Source organism: Parabacteroides sp. CH2-D42-20 (assembly GCF_003670185.1).
Lineage (GTDB): Bacteria > Bacteroidota > Bacteroidia > Bacteroidales > Tannerellaceae > Parabacteroides > Parabacteroides distasonis.
The window spans coordinates 60,741-81,488 of the sequence record NZ_RAYG01000011.1 but is presented as its reverse complement, the minus strand read 5'-3'; the positions used below and the strand labels follow the sequence as shown (position 1 = coordinate 81,488).

Below are 20,748 nucleotides of genomic sequence, written 5' to 3'. Positions count from 1 at the left end.
GAATGAAGAACCATTTTTCTTGTATGGAAAAACCTGTTCGGACTCATTGCTGATCGGAAATAATTAAAGAATCTATAGAATATGAAACAACACATCGCGGTATTCACGTTAGGGCTTTCCCTGCTGACTTCCTGCATGACTGATTCCGCTTACCGGAAGGTCGAGAATGGCTTGGTCGCCGATATCCGTTCCGGACAGGCGAAGGCTGTTAAATTGGAAGTAATCTCTGATGATATTATCCGGGTAATCGCCTCTCCGGATGGTAAGTTTTCCAACCAAGTGAACTTGATCAAGGACACGAAATCGTTACCCGCCCCATCGTTTCAGATAACGACCTCGGGGGATACGATCATCGTAAGTACGCAAACCACACAGGCCCGTCTTTCACGGGAGACCGGAGAGGTTCGCTTTACCGACGCCAACGGACACACGATCCTTCGTGAGAAGACAAACGGAGGCAAGGAATTTACGCCGATCGAGGTGGAAGGAACCAAAGGCTATACCTTACGTCAGGTATTTGAGAGTGAGGACGAGGAAGGGCTTTACGGCCTAGGACAGCATCAGAGCGATGAGTTCAACTACAAAGGCAAGAACGAGGAGCTTTTCCAATATAACACGAAGGTGAGCGTGCCGTTTATCGTTTCCTCAAAAGGGTATGGTGTACTTTGGCATAACTATTCCTTGAGCCGTTTCGGCGACAAGCGTCCATACGCCGATTTGGGCGATGTCTTTGGCCTATACGGAAAAGACGGGAGGGCAGGGGCGTTGACCGCTACCTACTATACGGATAAGGCGAAGAATTCCGTTTTAATCCAGCGGGATGAAGATAAGGTAGATTATGAGAATCTGAAAACCATCAAGAACCTGCCGGCAGACTTCCCGAAGCCGAGCGCTTCCGCTACTTGGGAGGGCGAGATCGAGGCGAAAGAGACGGGTACTTATCATTTCAAACTACATTACGCTGGTTATACCAAGGTATTTGTGAATAACGAGGAGATCATCCCGGAACGTTGGCGTGCGGCATGGAACCCGAATGATTACAAGGCTACGGCCGATCTGGAAAAGGGCAAACGCTATCCGATCCGTATCGAATGGTTGCCGGATGGCGATGTCTCTTATATCGGCTTGAAGGTATTATCTCCGCTACCGGAGGAGGAGCGGGAGCGGTTGGCTTTCTGGTCGGAAATGGGGGATGATATCGATTACTACTTCATCAACGGAGAGTCTTCCATGGATAAGGTGATCAGCGGTTACCGCACGGTTACGGGCAAGAGCCAGATCATGCCGAAATGGGCGATGGGATTCTGGTTGAGCCGTGAGCGTTATAAGACGCAAGAGGAGCTATTGACCGCCTTGAACGAATACCGCCGGCGGCAGGTTCCCTTGGATGTGATCGTACAGGATTGGAGCTATTGGCCGGTAGACGCATGGGGTAGCCACGAGTTTGATAAGGAACGCTTCCCGGACCCGAAAGGCATGATTCAGGAAATCCACGATAAGGATGCCCGTATCATGATCTCCGTATGGCCGAAGTTCTATTATACGACAGAGCATTATAAAGAGTTGGATGCGCTGGGTGCTATGTATCAGCAGGCGATTAAGGATAGTATCCGCGACTGGATTTATCCGGGTTATATCGGCTCTTTCTATGACGCGTACAACCCGGAGGCCCGCAAGCTTTTCTGGAGACAGATGAACGAGCATCTGTATTCCTTGGGCATCGACGCTTGGTGGATGGACGCTTCCGAGCCGAACGTACAGGATAATACGGACATCGAATACCGGAAGGCGCTTTGCGGACCTACTTATCTGGGCCCTTCTGCGAAATACTTCAACGCTTACGCTTTGGCTAACGCCGAGGCGATCTACGACGGACAACGTAGCGTAAACCCGGATGACCGTGTATTCCTATTGACCCGTTCCGGTTTCGCCGGCCAGCAACGTTATTCTACCGCTACATGGAGTGGCGATATCGGTACTCGCTGGGAGGATATGAAAGCGCAGATCAGCGCCGGCTTGAACTTCGCCATGTCCGGTATCCCTTACTGGACGATGGATATCGGTGGCTTCAGCGTGGAGAACCGTTATATGGCCGCTAAGGAAGGTAGCGAGGATTTGAGGGAATGGAGGGAGTTGAACAACCGTTGGTATCAGTTCGGAGCTTTCTGTCCGTTGTTCCGTAGCCACGGGCAATATCCTTGCCGCGAGATCTATAATATCGCTCCGGAAGGATCGCCTACGTACCAATCGATGAAGTATTATACCGAGTTGCGCTATCAATTGATGCCGTATATCTATAGCTTGGCCTCCAAGACGCATTTTGAGGATTATACGATCATGCGTGCCTTGGTGATGGATTATTCGGACGATGAGAAGACTTACGATATAGACGACCAGTTTATGTTTGGCCCGGCCTTCATGGCATGCCCGGTGTATGAGTATAAGGCTCGCGACCGTGAGGTGTATTTCCCGTCAGGCATTTGGTACGATTACTACAACGGCAAGCGTATACAAGGCGGGACGACAATGCATGTGGATGCTCCTTATGAGCGTATGCCTTTGTTCGTGAGAGCCGGCTCTATCGTACCGAACGGAAAGGTAATCCAGTCTACGAAAGAGGAGCAGAAAGACTTAATCGTCTCTGTTTACGCCGGTGCCGACGGTTCCTTCACCTTATATGAGGATAATGGCGTGACCTACGATTATGAGAAAGGAAATTACGCTACCATCCCGTTTGTTTATGATGATGCGAGGCGAACGCTCACGATCGGCGCACGGGAGGGCGATTATCCGGGCATGATCCGCGAGCGTCAGATCACGGTACGTCTCATCACGCCGGAGAACCCCGCTGGCAAGGACGTGACAATATCTTACCAAGGTAAACCTCTAGTTGTAGAGACGGGACGTACCCCGTCTCAACCCCTCTAAATGGTAACTTTAAATAATACCCATCAGTCTGTGCTAAGACGGGGCACGCCCGGTCTCTACAACTGGGTAGTATCAATTAAACTATATAATCACTAATGATACCACTGATGAATCGGCCACTCGCGTGGCTTCTGGGCCTATTGCTCACCGCCTGTTCCCCCACTGAGGAGCAGGTGCGTGAACGTAGCTCATGGAATGACGATTGGAAATTTGCCTTGTCGGATAGCGTTCAGGATTATTCATCCCCGGACAGCGATGATTCCACTTGGCGTATCTTATCCTTACCGCATGATTGGAGTATCGAGGGGGATTTCTCCCTCGACAACCCGTCTACCCCGGGCGGCGGTGCGCTACCGGGCGGGATTGGTTGGTACCGAAAGACATTTACCCTGCCGGAGACGGATCGGGATAAGGTTATCTATGTGGATTTCGACGGGGTCTACCGAAATAGCGAGGTCTGGATCAATGGTCATTCGCTGGGATTCCGCCCGAATGGTTATGTATCGTTTCGTTATGACTTGACGCCTTACTTGAGGTATGGAAGCCAACCGAACGTGATCGCCGTGAAGGCGGATAATAGCGAGCAACCGAACTCCCGCTGGTATTCCGGCTCCGGTATCTACCGTAACGTATGGTTAGTAAAGGTGAATCCGGTGCATGTGGACAACTGGGGCACTTTCGTGCATGATATGAAGATCTCATCGGAGGAGGCCACATTCGCCTTGGAGGTGAGAGTAAGGAATAGCTCGGAGGCGGATAGGGAGGCCGAAGTCTCTACCTCTATTTACGATGACCGTAATAGAGTTGTTACGGCATCTGTAACAACTCTGTTACGGGTACCGTATACGCCCTGTTACGACACCCGTATGCGGGAGGCATCTGTCGATCATCAGTTCTCGATCCCAAATCCCAAGCTTTGGAGTCCCGATTCTCCCTCGCTCTACACGGCCGTCACGGAAGTGAAAGTGGACGGCAGGGTGGTAGATCGTTACGAGACGGTATTCGGATTGCGTACGTTCCGTTGGGATTCCGCTACTGGCTTTTATTTGAATGATAAGCCTTTGAAGATAAAAGGGGTTTGCCTGCATCATGATTTAGGCTGTCTGGGTGCCGCCGTGAATACACGGGCTATCGAGCGCCAGCTACAGATCATGAAGGAGATGGGTGTGAACGCGATCCGTACCAGCCATAACGCCCCGGCACCCGAGTTGCTGGATCTTTGTGATCGTATGGGGCTTCTGGTACAGGATGAGTCTTTCGATATGTGGGAACGCCGTAAGTCCCCGTACGATTACGCCCGGTATTTCGCGGAGTGGCACGAGCGGGATTTGACGGACGAGATCTTGCGTGACCGGAATCACGCCTCTGTTTTCATGTGGAGTATAGGCAATGAGGTGCTTGAGCAATGGAGCCATGCCGACGCTACCGAGCTGGATCTGCAAGCGGCGAACCTGCTCTTGAATGCCGGCCATGCCATCGATCCCGCTTTGCTGAAGGATACGACCCTTAGCCGTCAATCCTTGATCACCCGTCATTTGGCGGGTATCGTGAAACGTCTGGATACCTCCCGGGTCGTTACCGCCGGCTGTAACGAGGTAAACCCTGCGAATCATCTGTTCCGCTCGGATGCCTTGGACGTGCTGGGCTTCAACTACCATGAGCGATATTTCGAGCCGTTTCTCCGGAATTTCCCCGGAAAGAAACTGATCGTGAGCGAATCTACCTCGGCCTTGATGACCCGTGGCTATTATGAGATGCCGTCCGATCATATTTATATCCGTCCGGAATCGTGGGACAAGCCTTTCGAGGCTCCCGAGCATGTTTGCTCCTCTTATGATAATTGCCATGTACCTTGGGGCTCTACGCACGAGAAGACTTGGCATCTGGTGAAGACGCTTCCGCATGTATCCGGCCTGTTCGTCTGGACGGGTTTCGATTACTTGGGAGAGCCTACCCCCTATTGGTGGCCGAGCCGGAGCAGCTTCTTCGGTATCGTGGATCTGGCGGGTTTCCCGAAGGATGTATATTATATGTATAAAAGCGAGTGGACGAATGAACCCGTATTGCACATTTTCCCGCATTGGAACTGGAAGGAAGGCGAACCGGTGGATATCTGTGGCTATTATAACAATGCCGATGAGGTGGAACTATACCTAAACGGAAAGAGCCTAGGCGTACGACAAAAAACGGACAGTACCTATCATGTCTCTTGGCGTGTGCCTTTCACGCCCGGAACCTTGAGAGCCGTCTCCCGCTTAGGGGGTAAGGAGGTCTTGGTGAAAGAGATCCATACGGCAGGAGAGCCGGCCCGTTTGGTCTTGACACCGGATCGTAGCGTCATCCAAGCGGATGGCTCGGACTTATCGTTTGTAACCGTAGATGTATGCGATATCGATGGTAACCGGGTTCCCGACGCTACCCCGTTGATCCGTTTCTCCGTGGAGGGCCCGGGTGAGATCGCCGGAACGGATAACGGAGATCCGAACGATCCGAACAGCCTCCGTAAACCGAAACGGCAAGCTTACTACGGAAAAGCCTTGGTCGTGATCCGGAACAAGGGCGGACAAGGCGACATCCACTTAAAAGCCATAGCCGAGGGCTTACCCGAGGCGACGGTAACGATTCAAGCGCAATAATAAACCTATAAATAAAGAGGAAATGAAAAAGATAATAGGCGTGATCGCTTGCGGGCTATTTTTTAATGCGGCTGCCGCGAGCTCGCAGGTCACGGATAAAGAGAAGGTACAAATGGAGAAACGTATCGAGAAACTGATTAGGAAGATGACCTTGGAGGAAAAGGTCGGATTATTGCATGGTAACTCAAAATTCTATGTTGCCGGAGTAGAGCGTCTGGGGATTCCCGAGTGGAGCTTGAGCGACGGGCCTCACGGGGTACGTGCGGAGATCAATCGCCACGACTGGGCATATGCGGGTTGGACAAATGATTCCGCCTCTTATTTCCCGACCGGCACGGCTTTCGCCGCCGCTTGGAACCCGGAGTTGGCTTATCGCCGGGGCGAGGTGCTGGGCGAGGAGGCTCGTTGGCGTAAGAAGGACGTATTGTTGGGCCCGGGCGTGAATATCATTCGCTCCCCGCTTTGTGGCCGTAACTTCGAGTATATGAGCGAGGACCCTTATATGAACTCCGTATTGGCGGTCGCTTATATCAAAGGCTTGCAGAGCCGTGACGTAGCTTGTAGCGTAAAGCATTTCGCCGTGAATAACCAAGAGACAAACCGTACGACTGTCGATGTGGAATGTAGCGAGCGTGCCTTGCGTGAGATTTATTTACCCGCTTTCAAGGCGGCCGTACAGGAGGGAGGCGCCTTGACGGTAATGGCCGCTTATAATAAATTCCGTGGGGAGTTCTGCGCGGAGAATAACTACTTGGTTTGCAAGATCCTTCGGAATGAATGGGGATTCGATGGCGTATATGTAACCGACTGGGGAGCCGCCCATAGCACGATTCCTTCTATGGAGGCAGGCTTGGATCTGGAGATGGGCACGCTGATCGATAAATATGAGGATTGGTATTATGCCAACCCCTTGATCGAGGCTGTTAAGTCTGGTAAGATTCCTATGAGCTTGGTGGACGAGAAGGTGGGCGATGTCTTACGTGTGATGATCAAGACGAATGTCTTGGACCCGAAAAAGCGTTTCGGCCCGGGCTCCATGAATACGAAAGAGCATCAGCAAGCCACTTACGACGCGGCTGCCGAAGCCATTGTCTTATTGAAGAACCAGAATAATCTTCTCCCGTTGGATTTCTCCTCGATCAAGAGTCTGGCGGTAATTGGCGATAACGCTACCCGCAAACATTCCAATGGTGGCTTGAGTTCCGAGATCAAGGCGGTTTACGAGGTAACTCCATTAGAGGCGCTTCGTGCGAAATGGGGCGATAAGGTGGATATCCGTTTTGCCCAAGGTTATGAGAAGCTATCTACTTTCGTGGAGGGAAGCAATAATGGGCAAAGCTCTGGTACTTTCTCTTCCAAGACACAGGAAAGCGACGCATTATTGAAAGAGGCGGTAGAGGTTGCCCGTACGAGTGACGTGGCCCTTTTGGTTTGTGGTTTGAACCATGATTATGATACCGAGTCGTTCGACCGTCTGAATATGGATATCCCATACGGGCAGGTTGAGTTGATTCAAGAGGTGGTAAAGGCGAATCCTCGTACGATCGTGGTCATGATCGCCGGATCGCCGTTGAATATGGCCGCCGTGGATATTTGTTCCCCGGCTATCGTTTGGGCTTGGTTCAACGGTATGGAAGGAGGAAATGCCTTGGTAGACGTATTATCCGGCAAGGTGAATCCGAGCGGAAAGATGCCGTTCACCACTCCCGTGAGCTTGGATCAATCTCCGGCGCATGCGTTGGGCAACTTCCCCGGCAGGGATCTGAAAGTGAATTATGAGGAAGATATCTTGGTAGGTTACCGCTGGTTCGATACGAAGGGGCTTCCGGTCGTTTATCCGTTCGGTTACGGCTTATCCTATACGACATTCAACTATTCCAATCTGAATACGGATAAAAAGACGTATGATCAAGCGGACACGATCCAAGCGACTTTCACCCTAACCAATACTGGAGACCGTGAAGGAGCTGAGGTGGCCCAATTGTATGTAAGCGATCTGGTTTGCTCCGTGATGCGTCCGGTCAAGGAGTTAAAAGGCTTCAAGAAGGTATTCCTTAAACCCGGTGAGAGTCGGCGAATCACGTTGGACATCCCCGTATCCTCTTTAGCTTTCTATAGTGAGGCACAAAGCCAATTCGTCGTAGAACCCGGCGAGTTCATCCTCCAACTAGGAGCCTCCACCTCAGATATCAAGCAGAAGATCAGCATCGACGTGAAATAACTACCCAGTTGTAGAGACGGGGCGTGCCCCGTCTTCCACAGACTGATAGTATTCTTTAGTTACTATTTTGAAGGGATGAGACGGGGCACGCCCCGTCTCTACAAATAGATATTGAAAAATAACCGCTAGGACATTTTTCGTTACATTTCCTTGAACAAGAGCGCATCTATAGAGTTATATCCATATAATAACAATATAATTAAAGATGTGCTATGAACTCTCTACAAAATCCATTGAACGCTAACTATCCGCAAGATGTTACCCAAAAACCGGGCGAGAATGCGGTTTTCATTGTCTATGCTCTAAAAGATCTCCCCGACACGATTGATAAGGTAAAGGACGTGTGCGCTAATTTCTCCGCTTTGATACGTAGTATGCGCAATCGCTATCCTGATATGCAATTCAGTTGTACGATAGGATTCGGGGCGGATGCTTGGAAACGCTTCTTTCCGGAGCAAGGAAACCCCAAAGAATTGCAACCGTTTGAAGAGATCAAAGGAGTTAAGCTTACGGCTGTTTCTACCCCCGGGGATTTACTATTCCACATCCGCTGTAAGCAGATGGGACTGTGCTTTGAGTTCGCCTCCATTATAGACCAGAAACTGCGAGGTGTCGTGGAATCGATCGATGAGACCCACGGTTTTCGGTATAGAGACGGTAAGGCGATTATCGGTTTCGTGGACGGTACGGAGAATCCTGCCGTGGATGAAGACCCCTATCGTTTCGCGGTAATAGGCGATGAGGACCCCGAGTTTATGGGCGGAAGTTATGTATTTGTGCAAAAATACATTCATGATATGGTGGCATGGAATGCGCTTCCAGTGGAAGAGCAAGAGAAAGTCATCGGTCGCCGTAAATTCAACGATGTTGAGCTATCAGATGAGGAAAAACCGAAGAACGCTCATAACGCCGTGACGAACATCGGAGACGATCTGAAAATAGTCCGTGCTAACATGCCATTCGCCCATACTTCCAAAGGTGAGTACGGTACCTATTTTATCGCCTATGCCAGCACGTTCAGCACCACCCGACGAATGCTGGAGAATATGTTCGTCGGTGATCCCGTAGGCAATACGGATCGTCTGCTGGACTTCAGCACGCCGATAACGGGAACTCTTTTCTTCGTTCCGTCGTATGAGTTGCTTGATAAGTTAGGGGAATAATTATTTATCCATCCTTAACTATCTAGTTAACAGACTTCCGCAGTGCCAATCATTTTCCATATCGTGGCACGTCAGTGCCATCAGCGTGGCATAGTTGTGCCTTCCTTATGGCAATGGTGTGCCACTAGGATGGCACAGTCGTGCCATCATGATGTGCTTATCTTTTAATGAAAGGCTTGTTGACTGATAAGGTTGGAGTTACGGATAACAGAAGTAAACCGCCTATTATCAATACTTCAAATATCCATAGCGGTTATATAGTGTTGGGAGTGTAGACGCATGTTGTATGTCGTTTGCGGATTTCAACCCGGATTTATGAAGTTAACTTACTTGGTCATTTAAGTTAGCTTACTTTGCCAATGAAGTTAACTTACTTTGCCGTTGAAGCTAACTTACTTTGAAATGTTAGTTAACTGGTAACTTTCTACCTAAAAAAGCCATTTGGTAATGTACCTAATCTTTTTTGCGCTATAAAAGTGTTTTGTAAGGTCATTCCATAAACTTTAGGGTAGTAGTATTCGTACTGTTTGATGGATTGCCATCTTGATTTTTTCCTTAATAATCAATTATAATTAAAGAATATATCATATATTTGCCTAGCTAGTAATTAAGACAGAAAAGCAAAAGGTAAAAGCGTAGGTTTTTATCTACTTATTCTTTCTTTGTTGGTAGTAAAACAATGATAAAATAGAAAACGTATGGATTATTATAGGCTAAAATATTTTTAATACGTATATTTGCGACAATAAAAGGCTTTTAAGTTAGAAGCCTATATGTGTTGCGTGTGATATTTGTGCGATGTGATAAAATCCGCTAAATTTTTCAACATTTGAGAAGCACAAAGAAGGCCCCGCAACCCTTTACCGAATATACGTGTTATCTATGCTGTTAAAGTATGGATAAGATTACTGTATATAGATAAAGGGGGCGTGCGGCTGACTTTACTCAAATGTGGGTCTTAGCGGAACCTTTGTCACGTAATGTTCAGCCAATCGCCCTTTCTTTATTTTATAATGAAAGGCCAGCTCTTCAATATAACGCCAAATAACGCCCTTTTTAAAGATAAATAGTATAAGTTTTACTTTAATCAAATAGTTATGCCTGAGTTTATTACTATTGAAGAAGCAGCTCGTATCACCGGCTTTCCATCTCAAGAAATCCAGCAATGGGCGATATCTAAAAAAATAACATCTTACGTCGTGAAGCAAGGTGTTCGCCTAGTCGATCTGACCAATTTGCGTGAATTCATTTCCCATATCGAGCGTATGGGAATACAAAAGCTATACCTGCAACTTATCATCCAAGACAAGGAAGAAGAGATAAACGAGATCATCTCCCAATTCGATGATTACCTTTTCTGCCTGCGATCCCTTAAAAACATTTCTCCCCTACTTAAACTCATTATCGCCGAACTATCAACATTCATACACGACAAGAAAGACCGACTTATCTTTACGGAAATAACTTCCGGAGCCAAGATAGAAGACGTAGCCAAACGTTGTGGTATATCCTACGACGGAATCTGTCGCCGATATAAGGTCATATCGCTCCGCTTGCAAGAAAACATGGGCTTCCTGACCGAATACAAGAAAACAATCACGAACCAAGACCTTGAGATAGAACGTCTGTGGATAGAGAACAGGAACATGGAATACGAATTGAGAAGATTATATAAAAAGGCGCTCCAAAACGGTCTATGTATCGAATCTCCCCGATCACTTATCCCCGTTCCCTTAAATGCCGCGAAACGGATATGCCAACCCATTACCCGTCTCACCTTAGCGCCCTATATCCGTAAATGCCTTACAACCTTGAAAATAGAAACCATAGAAGATATTCTACGTTACGCCCTCAAAAACGGACTCGACTCTTTATTAGACCTTCCCGGCTTTGGCGCTCTTGGTTTGGCCCAACTGAAATTCCAACTCGAAAAGCATAAGATAATCGATAAAACCGGCCATTCCGACCTTTATCAATATATCATTTGCGAAGCGGATAATTAGTGAGGACATTCTTTGTCCTCAAGTAGAATTTAACTAGATTTCAAGGATACTCATACTGCATTTACATTTTTTTGTATATTTGCGATATGTAATGATGCTTGTTTATATTTGGATATTTATTAGTAACCTTGTACTTGGTTCTGTGCAAACTATGGTCTCTTGAAAAAATACTGTGTGTCTAATTAACAAACAAATTCATTCTATGAAGCACAAATTAACGCTTGTACTACTCTCATTCTTTCTGGGAGTGCAGTGTATGGTCGCCCAGCAAATGAAGGTGACCGGTGTAGTGATTAATGAAGATGATGGGGAGCCTGTTATAGGTGCATCCATCGTAGTAAAAGGAACCACTATTGGAACCATTACCGATTTAGATGGTAAATTTGAGTTAGAAACTCAGAAAGATGCTAAGCTAATTATTTCTTATGTAGGTTTACGGACTCAAGAAACTACAGCTCAGCAAAACATGAGAATTGTTCTTTCTTCAGATTCTCAAGCTATAGATGAAGTTGTTGTCGTAGCTTATGGTACCGCAAAGAAAAGTTCTTTTACAGGTTCCGCATCCACGGTGGGTGCCGCTTTGATGGACAAACGTCCATTGAGTAACGCCCTCTCCGCATTAGAAGGAAACACTTCCGGAGTACAAATGACTTCCTCTATCGGACAACCGGGAGAAGCTGCCAAGGTAACGATCCGTGGTTTTGGTTCAGTAAACGCGGATAATGCTCCTTTATATGTAGTGGATGGTGCCATCTTCAGTGGTGATATCTCTTCTATCAGCCCATCTGATATCGAATCAATGACAATTTTAAAAGATGCCGCTTCTACATCTTTGTATGGATCTAGCGCAGGTAACGGTGTGGTTTTGATCACGACTAAGAAAGGTTCTAGCAGCAGTGGCGCAGGTGTTACCTTGAGTATCTCACAAGGTTGGTCTAGCAGAGCTTATAACGATTACGCAAAAGTAGGTGTATACGATTATTATCCTTTGCAATGGCAAATGTTGAGAAACGCAAATATGTCACTCGGACAAAGTGCTGCCGACGCTGCCGCTAATGCTTCTAAAGATATTATCAACAAATTAAAATATAATCCTTTCGTAGGAATCGCCAATGATGCGATCGTGGGCACAGACGGTTTATTGAATCCATCAGCCTCGGCTTTAAAATGGGGTGAGGACCTTGATTGGGAAGATGCCGCTTACCGTACCGGACATCGCCAAGAATATAATGTAAGCTACAATACAAAAACAGAAAAGAGCGACACATATGCTTCCATAGGCTATCTGAATGATAAGGGATATATGATTAAGACAGACTTTGAGCGTTACAACGCACGCTTGAACTATAATATCTATCCGGTGAAATGGTTCAAGAGTGGATTGAATTTAGGTTTAAGTCGTACAAACTCCAATTATTCTACTTCTACTTCTAGCAACTCCGCTGGTTATGGTAACTTATCTCGTTTCATTCGTTCTATGGCACCGATCTATCCGGTACATAAGCATGATATTGAGACAGGGGCTTATTTGGATAAAGAAGGAAACGTAGTTACTGATCCGGCTTTATATACCTACGATTATGAAGGAGCCCGTATCTCCAGCAATGGACGCGACGGTATCGCTGAGGCCCTGTGGAACGATCGCTTGATGTCTACCACAAACTCTAGTGCCCGTACTTATGTAACGATCACTCCGATCGAAGGATTGAATTTAACAGTGAACTACGCATTTGACAATAAGGATGAACGCCGTAGAGTATATGAGAACCCAGAGGTAGGTGACGGAACCGCAGGACCGGGACGTTTGAACATCCGAAATAGAAACTTCTTAACACAGACATTCAACCAGTTGATTAATTACACAAAGACTTTTGGTAAGCATAACATCGAAGCTTTGTTAGGCCATGAGAACTATAGCTACCGTTTACAATATAACTACGGTATGAAGACTAATGAGATCGTTTCCGGAACGTATGAGTACAGTAACTTCGTAAGCATAAGCTCAATGGATTCTTATACACGCGAATATAAGAAAGAAGGATACTTCGCTCGTTTGAACTATGATTTCGATGATAAATATTATGTAACAGCCTCGTATCGTCGTGACGGTTCCTCTCGCTTTAGCAAGGATAACCGTTGGGGTAACTTCTGGTCATTCGGAGCATCTTGGCGTATCAGCCAAGAAGATTTCATGGAAAACTTGACTTGGGTGGACAATTTGAAACTGAGGGCATCCTACGGTGAAACCGGAAACGATGCCATCTATTATACAGATGATGACACACAACAGGATTACTATCCTTATCAAACCTTGTATAATTTGGGTATCAACAACGGTTTGGAAGCAGGTCTCTACTTCCCGACTATGGCAAACAATAATTTGAAATGGGAGACACAGGTTTCTACCGATGTCGCTTTAGAATTCGGATTGTTCGGTCGCTTGAATGGTACGGTCGAGTTCTTCCGTAAGGCCTCCAGAGACTTGTTATTCAATGTTAGCCAACCGTTATCCAGTGGTGTCGAAAAGATCGTACAAAACATTGGTAAAGTTCGTAACCAAGGGGTGGAAATCGACTTAAACTACCAAGTATTAAAATCAAAAGATTGGAAATTATCAGTCGGCGCAAACGCTACATTCATCAATAATAAGGTGACTCGTCTGCCTGATGCCAACCGGAAAGATGGTATCATCAAAGACTCTAAGAAATTGATGGAGGGACATTCAATCTATGAGTTCTGGTTACGTCAATGGTGGGGTGTTAATCCTGATAACGGAGATGGATTGTATATCTTTGATGCCGAAAACAACACCGATGCGAATGGTAATATTAAAGATGCGGTAAAAAAGACACTTGTAGAGAAAGATGGTCAAGTATTGACAAACTCTTATAGCTATGCGAAATATGATTTCAGTGGTTCTGCCGTTCCGAAAGTATATGGTGGTTTCAATATCAATTTGAGCTATAAGGCATTCGACCTTTCTACCGTATTCTCTTATTCATTAGGAGGCAAGGTGCTTGACTCGAGTTATAGAGGATTGATGGATGTAGGTGAGTTCGGTTATGCGATGTCACCGGATCTACATAACGCATGGACAACTCCGGGCCAGATCACAGATGTACCTCGTTTGGACAATAACTCAGGTCATGCGACTAGCATCGGACAATCCTATTCTACACGTTGGTTGACAAACGCAAATTACTTGAACTTGCGTACTGTCACTTTGGCTTACAACTTGCCTAAGTCTATCCTAAACGTTATCAACATCAAGAGTGCACGCGTCAATGTCAGCGCAGAGAACTTATTCATGTTGAAAGCCCGTCAAGGTTTGAATCCGCAAGCTAACTATGCCGGAGTATCTTACAATGAATATATGCCGGCTAAGAACTTTACGATCGGTTTAAATGTATCGTTCTAAATTCATAATACATCAAACAAAGGAAAAGATATGAAAAATATACAATTATTCAAACACATCGCAGCAGGACTGCTTCTAAGTGGCTCGCTTATCGGCACAAGCTGTTCCAGCGATTATATGGATACAATCCCAACCGAGAACGTTTCATTCACGACAGTATCCACTTCGCTCGACAATCTTTATCTTGCACTGAACGGTATTCATCGTAAGATGGTATCTCAAGACTTAGGCAACCAAGGTTTGGGAGGTGAGCCCGGTTTCATCATCGGTCGAGAAGCGTTAGCTGATGATTTGACATGGGACACGCAGACTTGGCATCAAGGTTTCTTAAACTGGAGTTATCCAACGAACGCAACAAGTTCGTACAACTCCGGTGAGTGGGAAACTTATTATAAGTTCATTTTGAATGCAAACAACATCTTGAAAGCGTTGAATGATAACTTTAGCGATGAGTCAAAACTCACAGATAGCGAAAAAGCGCTTGCGAACCATATCAAGGGCGAGTGTTTGGCAATTCGTGCATGGAGTCATTTCAATCTAGTACAATATTATGCGAAACCATATCGTAACGGACAGGACAACTCTCAACCGGGAGTTCCTTATCGTACGAGTCCGGAAATCGAGCCTATGGCACGTAATACGGTAGAAGAGGTGTACACGAAGATTCACGGGGACTTAGACGAAGCGTTGAACTTATTGGCAGACTATGAGCCAAATGATAAGAATCATTATAGCCTAGCATCGGTTTACGGATTGAAAGCACGTGCTCTTCTGACTCAACAGAAATACGCAGACGCAGCTACGGCCGCAGTGAATTCTATCAATGAAGCAGAGAAAGATGGCTGTAAGATCATGTCTCAGTCTGAATTGATGAATGGTTTCGCTAATATCACTTCCGCTACGAAAGAGGCTATGTATGCCGCTATGACGCAGAATGACCAAACGGTTTATTTCTACTCTTTCTATGCGTATATGTCTTGGAACTTCAACTCCAGCTCTATCCGCACAGGTATCAAATGTATCAGCCAAAGTACTTACGACTTAATGTCGCCAACCGATCTTCGCCGTCAATGGTGGGATCCGACAGGAAAGGCAGAAGTACCCGCAACTTCTTACAACCAGCGTGTTTATCAGAACCGCAAGTTCACGGCACGCTCTACAGCTGATGCTGTAGGTGATTTTGCCTTCATGCGTATCAGCGAAATGTACTTGACTGCAGCCGAGGCTTTCGCTCGTTCCAATCAAGACGCAAAAGCAAAGGAATATTTGCAAGCCTTGTTGAAAGAACGTGATCCAGAGTACAAGGATTTGGGTAACACTGGCGCAAAACTAGCGGATGAGATCATGACACATCGCCGTATCGAACTTTGGGGCGAAGGTTTCCGTTGGTTCGACTTGAAACGTCTAGGTTTGCCATTGGATAGAACCGGGTCTAATTTTGACGCTACTTTCTGTGGTTTCTTGCACAAGGATCCGAATGCTGATGGTTGGATCTTCGAGATTCCAAAAAAGGAAACAGATTTCAACGACTTGATCGAAAAGAACTATTAACACTCTTTTTACGTTAACTTACATTAATCACAATCCCCAAAGTATACTTTAACAGGTTATCTTTGGGGATTTCTTATATCACTATTTATGAAAACAAATCATTTATTTTCAGCTCTGCTCTCTTTAGCGCTTATATGCCCTGGAATAGCGCAAGAAACACATTATCAACGTCCTCCTGCAGTTATCGAGGAAGTGGCCTTGGCCAAGCTTTCTCCTATCATCCGAATTAGTGATAACAATCAGTGGGCACTCCAGTTAGAGCGTTCCCCGTACCGGTCTATCGCCAAGCTTGCGCAACCGGAGCTTAAATTAGCGGGAATGCGTATCAGTCCCGAAACATTCAATACGAGCCGGCAAGCCGAATATACGGGTGCCAGTTTAATGAACATCGCTACTCAAGAAGAAATCAAGATAGAAGGAATTCCTGACAATGCGGTAATCACAGAAGCCTCATTCTCTCCTTCATCCAATAAGGTAGCTCTATTCGTGGAAGAAGCGGATGGCGTATACCTTTATATCTGTACCCCGGAACAGCCCGTAGCACAGAAAGTAAGTACCCGTAAAATCAACGCAACAAGTGGAGCGGAGATCTTATGGATTAGCGACAATGAGTTTATTACGCTTATGGTTCCGGAAAATAGGGAGAAGGCACCAGAGAAACCCACAGTCCCATCCGGTCCTATCATTCAAGAAAGTACCGGAAAGGTGATGCCCGCTCGTACCTATCAAGACTTGCTGAAAAATCCGTACGACGAGCAATTATTCGACTATTATTTCACCTCCCAATTGGTACGCATAAAAGAGGGCATTGTGTACGAGATCGGGAAACCGGCAATCTACGGCAGTACGCTTTCATTATCCCCGGATAAATCTTTGCTACTTATTGCGACAGTCCATCGCCCCTATTCCTATCAAGTACCGATCTATAACTTCCCACAAAAGTTCGAGGTCATAGACTTACAAGGTAATTCCATTTATACGTTAGCGGATAATCCAACCATTAATATACCGATGGGATATGACACGACCTCGCCTTATCCTCGCCAATTCGGATGGAGATCGGATCAACCGGCTACCGTTTACTGGGCGGAAGCGCAAGATAAAGGAGATCCTAAGCAAAACAAGACCGATTTCATGGATATTATCTACCAAATAAGCTATCCGTTCAACAGCGAGAAACAGGAAGTCGCAAAGACAGAGAAACGTTTCCGCAACATCCTGTGGAATGACGATGCTTTCGCTTTATTGATCGAGACTTCCCGGGAGACTCGAAAAAACAGGACATTTACTTTTAAGCCTTGCTCTTCTGAGTCTCCGGTTCTATTATTCGATGTATCCACCGACGATAATTACAACAATCCGGGAAATCCACTTACGGTTAAAAATGCGTATGGCAAATATATCGTTTATACCAATAAAGCCCACAATGAGTTATTGATGCTTGCCCAAGGTGCCTCTCCTAAAGGGGATATGCCTTACCTTAGCCGTTACAATTTGAAAACAAAAAAGAACACGGAACTTTGGCGCTGCGAGGACGGATATTATGAGACCATCCTAAAGGTAGCGAATCCGGAAAAGCTGCAATTGATCACTTCACGTCAATCCATTACAGAACCGGCGAATCTCTGCTCTCGTGACTTGAAAAAGAAAAAATTCGCTCAATTGACTCATTTCGCCAATCCATATCCGGCCATGGCAAACGTTAGCAAACAAAAGATCAAGTATAAACGTGCGGATGGTTTGGATCTAACAGCGACCGTATACCTCCCTGCCGGATATGATAAAGCGAAGGACGGTCCATTACCTGTCTTAATGTGGGCCTATCCGAGAGAATATAAAAGCAAGGCCGAGGCTTCTCAGGTACGAGGTTCTCAATACATGTTTACGAATATCAACTATGGTTCTCCCGTCTATTGGGTTTTACGTGGATTCTGTATAATGGAAAATGTCGAGATGCCGATCGTTAGTACCAGTGAGGGAGCGGAGCCGAACGATGATTTCATTGAGCAATTGACAATGAACGCCGAGGCGGCCGTAAAAGTTATTTCCGAGATGGGTGTAGGTGATCCGAATCGTGTAGCCGTAGGAGGACATTCCTATGGAGCTTTCATGACAGCGAATCTATTAACACATACCAAACTGTTCAAAGCCGGCATCGCACGTAGCGGAGCTTACAACCGTACGCTTACCCCGTTCGGCTTCCAAACAGAGACCCGTACTTATTGGGAAGTACCGGAAATATATAACGCCATGTCGCCATTCATGTCTGCCGATAAACTACATGGAGCATTATTAATCATACATGGTGAGATGGATAACAACTCCGGAACCTTTCCGATCCAATCCGAGCGCCTGTTCAGTGCCCTAAAAGGCCACGGGGCGATCGCACGTTATGTGGTATTGCCCTATGAGAGTCATGGCTACGCCGCCAAAGAGAACATATTACATCTATTGTATGAATGTGACCTATGGCTGGATCGTTACGTCAAGAACGCAAAAAAGTAAGTAGTACTGACTTTGTCAATGAAGTATATATCCTCTGACAGGAAAAGTATATTTCCTCTAACCAGTGAAGTATATCTTCTATGAGGAAGCCAGCCGGCAGCCACCAATTGCCCTAAAACAACGATGCCCATCGTAAGGTTATAAGAATGCCCATCGTAAACTCCTTACAATGGGCATTCTTAACTCCTTATGATGGGCATTCAAAGAAAGCCCTATCTGAGATTCGTTTATTTTAGCAATGAACAAGGACAAAGATGATCCTTCTCGATATCCTTGAAATAGTTATAAGTACCTACCTTAAGATCCGCGCAAGCCGCCTCATCGCAAACAATGATTCCCTTCGGATGCAACTGCAAGGCGGTAATTGTCCACATTTGGTTCACGGCGCCCTCAACGGCTTGTTGCAACGCACGAGCCTTGTTATGACCATTTACCATGATCAATACCTCCTTAGCGTCAAGAACCGTACCTACACCAACCGTTACAGAAGTCTTCGGAACTTTATTCACGTCATTATCAAAGAAACGGGAGTTAGCGATAATCGTATCTGTAGTTAACGTCTTGATACGAGTACGAGAACTCAAAGATGAACCCGGCTCATTGAACGCGATATGGCCATCAGGACCGATACCACCCAAGAACAGGTCTACGCCACCGACCGCTTTCATGCGAGCCTCATAAGACGCACACTCAGCCTCCAAATCCTCGGCGTTACCATTCAAGATATTTACGTTCTCCGGTTTGATATCGATATGACTGAAGAAATTATTCCACATGAAAGAATGATAGCTTTCCGGATGATCTTTCGGAAGGCCGACATACTCATCCATATTGAAAGTGATCACGTTCTGGAACGATACGACACCCTGCTTGTTCAATTCAATCAGGTTCTTGTACATACCCAGCGGAGAAGATCCGGTAGGCAAGCCCAGTACGAATGGTTTTTCAGCGGTTGGATTCGCGGCTTTGATCTTCGCTGCTACATAATTGGCAGCCCATTTTGAGAGTTGCTCGTAATTAGGTTCGATAATTAATCTCATAACGTTATGTTTTTTAATTGAAAGTTGTATCAACTTTCTTGTTTATAAATTAGATTTGTCGTTAATTGTTTTCAATTTCCCAGCCATTTCCTTGCCCAAAGCTAAACACTCCTCGTATTTAGTAGCGCTTAAACCTTGCTTCTGCTCAACCGGCGTACCGACAGTCTCCCACTTCATCTTCTCGCCAAAAGCCGCCAAACGTTTCACGGCGGCTCCAGCCCATGTGAAAGACCCGAAATAACCGAAAATACGATTTTTCACCTCACGCAACTCGATCTTACTCAACACAGCTTCCACCTCTGGGAACAATTGATTGCTATAAGTCGGGCTACCTACGATAACTCCCTTATATTTGAACACATCTTTCAAGATATAAGAAGAAGGGCTTTTGCTAACATTATGCATCACGATATTCTTGATGCCATTATCAGCCAAAGAAGCGGCGATCGCCTCAGCCATCTGCTCCGTGTTACCATACATGCTGCCATAAATAATAACCACGCCTTCCTCACCTTCGTAGCGGCTCATACGGTCATAGATATCGATCGCTTTCGACGCGTATTCACGCCAAACAGGTCCATGGGTAGAGCAAATCGTCCGGATATCCAAGCCCGAAAGCTTCTGTAATGCCCTTTGTACTGGACTTCCATATTTTCCGACAATGTTGGAGTAATAGCGAATCATCTCTTCCCAATAATGCTCCACGTTCATCTCCGTATCGATCACACCACCATCCAATGTGCCATACGTACCGAACGCATCCGCGGAGAATACGATTTTATCCGTAACGTCATAAGTAACCATCACTTCCGGCCAATGCACCATCGGAGCCATATAAAATACAAGCTCATGACGACCCGTATTCAAGGTATCACCCTCTTTCACCTCAAACAAGCCTTCCTTGATGCCATGATATCCTTCCAGCATTCCGAAAGTCTTATTGTTTCCGACAATCTGTACGTCCGGATATTGCTGACGCAACAAACGGATACTTCCCGCATGATCCGGCTCCATATGATTTACCACGAGATAATCCAAAGAACGTCCGTCCAAGGCATCCGCTACTTTTTTCAAGAAAATATCAGAGTAACAAACATCGACCGTATCGATCAATACGGTTTTCTCGTCTACGATCAAGTACGAGTTATAGGAAACGCCGTATGGCAACGGCCACATATTCTCGAAGAGGGCCTTTTGACGGTCATTAACTCCTACATAATAAACTTTATCCGCAATTTCTTTTAACTTGTACATCTTTTTTAATTGATAATTGATAATTAAAA

General features: G+C 46.0%; 10 protein-coding genes. 8 read left to right on the top strand and 2 right to left on the bottom strand.

What is annotated here, in order from left to right:
* Positions 1-81: 81 nt before the first annotated feature.
* The 8 genes from D7V92_RS08425 (at position 82) to D7V92_RS08385 (ending at position 18,425) form a co-directional block, all read left to right on the top strand.
* Positions 82-2,928, top strand: a complete 2,847-nt coding sequence (locus D7V92_RS08425; RefSeq protein WP_121772677.1) for a TIM-barrel domain-containing protein — start codon at positions 82-84, stop codon at positions 2,926-2,928.
* A 107-nt stretch (positions 2,929-3,035) separates the two neighbouring features.
* Positions 3,036-5,564: a sugar-binding domain-containing protein gene (locus D7V92_RS08420; RefSeq protein ID WP_121772676.1), complete on the top strand. Its 2,529-nt coding sequence runs from the start codon at positions 3,036-3,038 to the stop codon at positions 5,562-5,564.
* 22 nt (positions 5,565-5,586) lie between these two features.
* Complete coding sequence (locus tag D7V92_RS08415; protein WP_121772675.1) at positions 5,587-7,785, top strand: glycoside hydrolase family 3 C-terminal domain-containing protein; 2,199 nt, start codon at positions 5,587-5,589, stop codon at positions 7,783-7,785.
* Between the two features lie 212 nt (positions 7,786-7,997).
* Positions 7,998-8,948, top strand: a complete 951-nt coding sequence (locus D7V92_RS08410) for a Dyp-type peroxidase (RefSeq protein WP_005860205.1) — start codon at positions 7,998-8,000, stop codon at positions 8,946-8,948.
* Positions 8,949-10,045: 1,097 nt separating this feature from the next.
* The gene (locus D7V92_RS08400) at positions 10,046-10,951 is read left to right on the top strand and encodes a hypothetical protein (RefSeq protein ID WP_005860203.1); all 906 of its coding nucleotides are present in this window, start codon (positions 10,046-10,048) and stop codon (positions 10,949-10,951) included.
* A 202-nt stretch (positions 10,952-11,153) separates the two neighbouring features.
* Positions 11,154-14,369 carry a TonB-dependent receptor gene (locus tag D7V92_RS08395; RefSeq protein ID WP_121736559.1) on the top strand — a complete coding sequence of 1,072 codons (3,216 nt, stop codon included), beginning with the start codon at positions 11,154-11,156 and terminating at the stop codon, positions 14,367-14,369.
* Between the two features lie 30 nt (positions 14,370-14,399).
* Positions 14,400-15,920 (top strand): RagB/SusD family nutrient uptake outer membrane protein, encoded by a 1,521-nt coding sequence (locus D7V92_RS08390; RefSeq protein ID WP_005859319.1) that lies wholly within the window; start codon positions 14,400-14,402, stop codon positions 15,918-15,920.
* Positions 15,921-16,007: 87 nt separating this feature from the next.
* Positions 16,008-18,425 (top strand): S9 family peptidase, encoded by a 2,418-nt coding sequence (locus D7V92_RS08385; protein WP_057328908.1) that lies wholly within the window; start codon positions 16,008-16,010, stop codon positions 18,423-18,425.
* A 227-nt stretch (positions 18,426-18,652) separates the two neighbouring features.
* Here the strand turns inward: D7V92_RS08385 and nagB are convergent, their stop codons facing one another.
* Both nagB and D7V92_RS08375 read right to left on the bottom strand, forming a co-directional pair.
* Positions 18,653-19,465 carry a glucosamine-6-phosphate deaminase gene (gene nagB, locus D7V92_RS08380; protein WP_005859323.1) on the bottom strand — a complete coding sequence of 271 codons (813 nt, stop codon included), beginning with the start codon at positions 19,463-19,465 and terminating at the stop codon, positions 18,653-18,655.
* A gap of 42 nt (positions 19,466-19,507) precedes the next feature.
* The gene (locus D7V92_RS08375; RefSeq protein WP_008772759.1) at positions 19,508-20,719 is read right to left on the bottom strand and encodes an FprA family A-type flavoprotein; all 1,212 of its coding nucleotides are present in this window, start codon (positions 20,717-20,719) and stop codon (positions 19,508-19,510) included.
* Positions 20,720-20,748 lie beyond the last annotated feature (29 nt).

Bases quoted from the DNA above. Each gene is read 5' to 3' on its own strand.
- D7V92_RS08425 (WP_121772677.1), top strand. From the start codon at position 82: ATGAAACAACACATCGCGGTATTCACGTTAGGGCTTTCCCTGCTGACT.
- D7V92_RS08420 (WP_121772676.1), top strand. From the start codon at position 3,036: ATGAATCGGCCACTCGCGTGGCTTCTGGGCCTATTGCTCACCGCCTGT.
- D7V92_RS08415 (WP_121772675.1), top strand. From the start codon at position 5,587: ATGAAAAAGATAATAGGCGTGATCGCTTGCGGGCTATTTTTTAATGCG.
- D7V92_RS08410 (WP_005860205.1), top strand. From the start codon at position 7,998: ATGAACTCTCTACAAAATCCATTGAACGCTAACTATCCGCAAGATGTT.
- D7V92_RS08400 (WP_005860203.1), top strand. From the start codon at position 10,046: ATGCCTGAGTTTATTACTATTGAAGAAGCAGCTCGTATCACCGGCTTT.
- D7V92_RS08395 (WP_121736559.1), top strand. From the start codon at position 11,154: ATGAAGCACAAATTAACGCTTGTACTACTCTCATTCTTTCTGGGAGTG.
- D7V92_RS08390 (WP_005859319.1), top strand. From the start codon at position 14,400: ATGAAAAATATACAATTATTCAAACACATCGCAGCAGGACTGCTTCTA.
- D7V92_RS08385 (WP_057328908.1), top strand. From the start codon at position 16,008: ATGAAAACAAATCATTTATTTTCAGCTCTGCTCTCTTTAGCGCTTATA.
- nagB (WP_005859323.1), bottom strand. From the start codon at position 19,465: ATGAGATTAATTATCGAACCTAATTACGAGCAACTCTCAAAATGGGCT.
- D7V92_RS08375 (WP_008772759.1), bottom strand. From the start codon at position 20,719: ATGTACAAGTTAAAAGAAATTGCGGATAAAGTTTATTATGTAGGAGTT.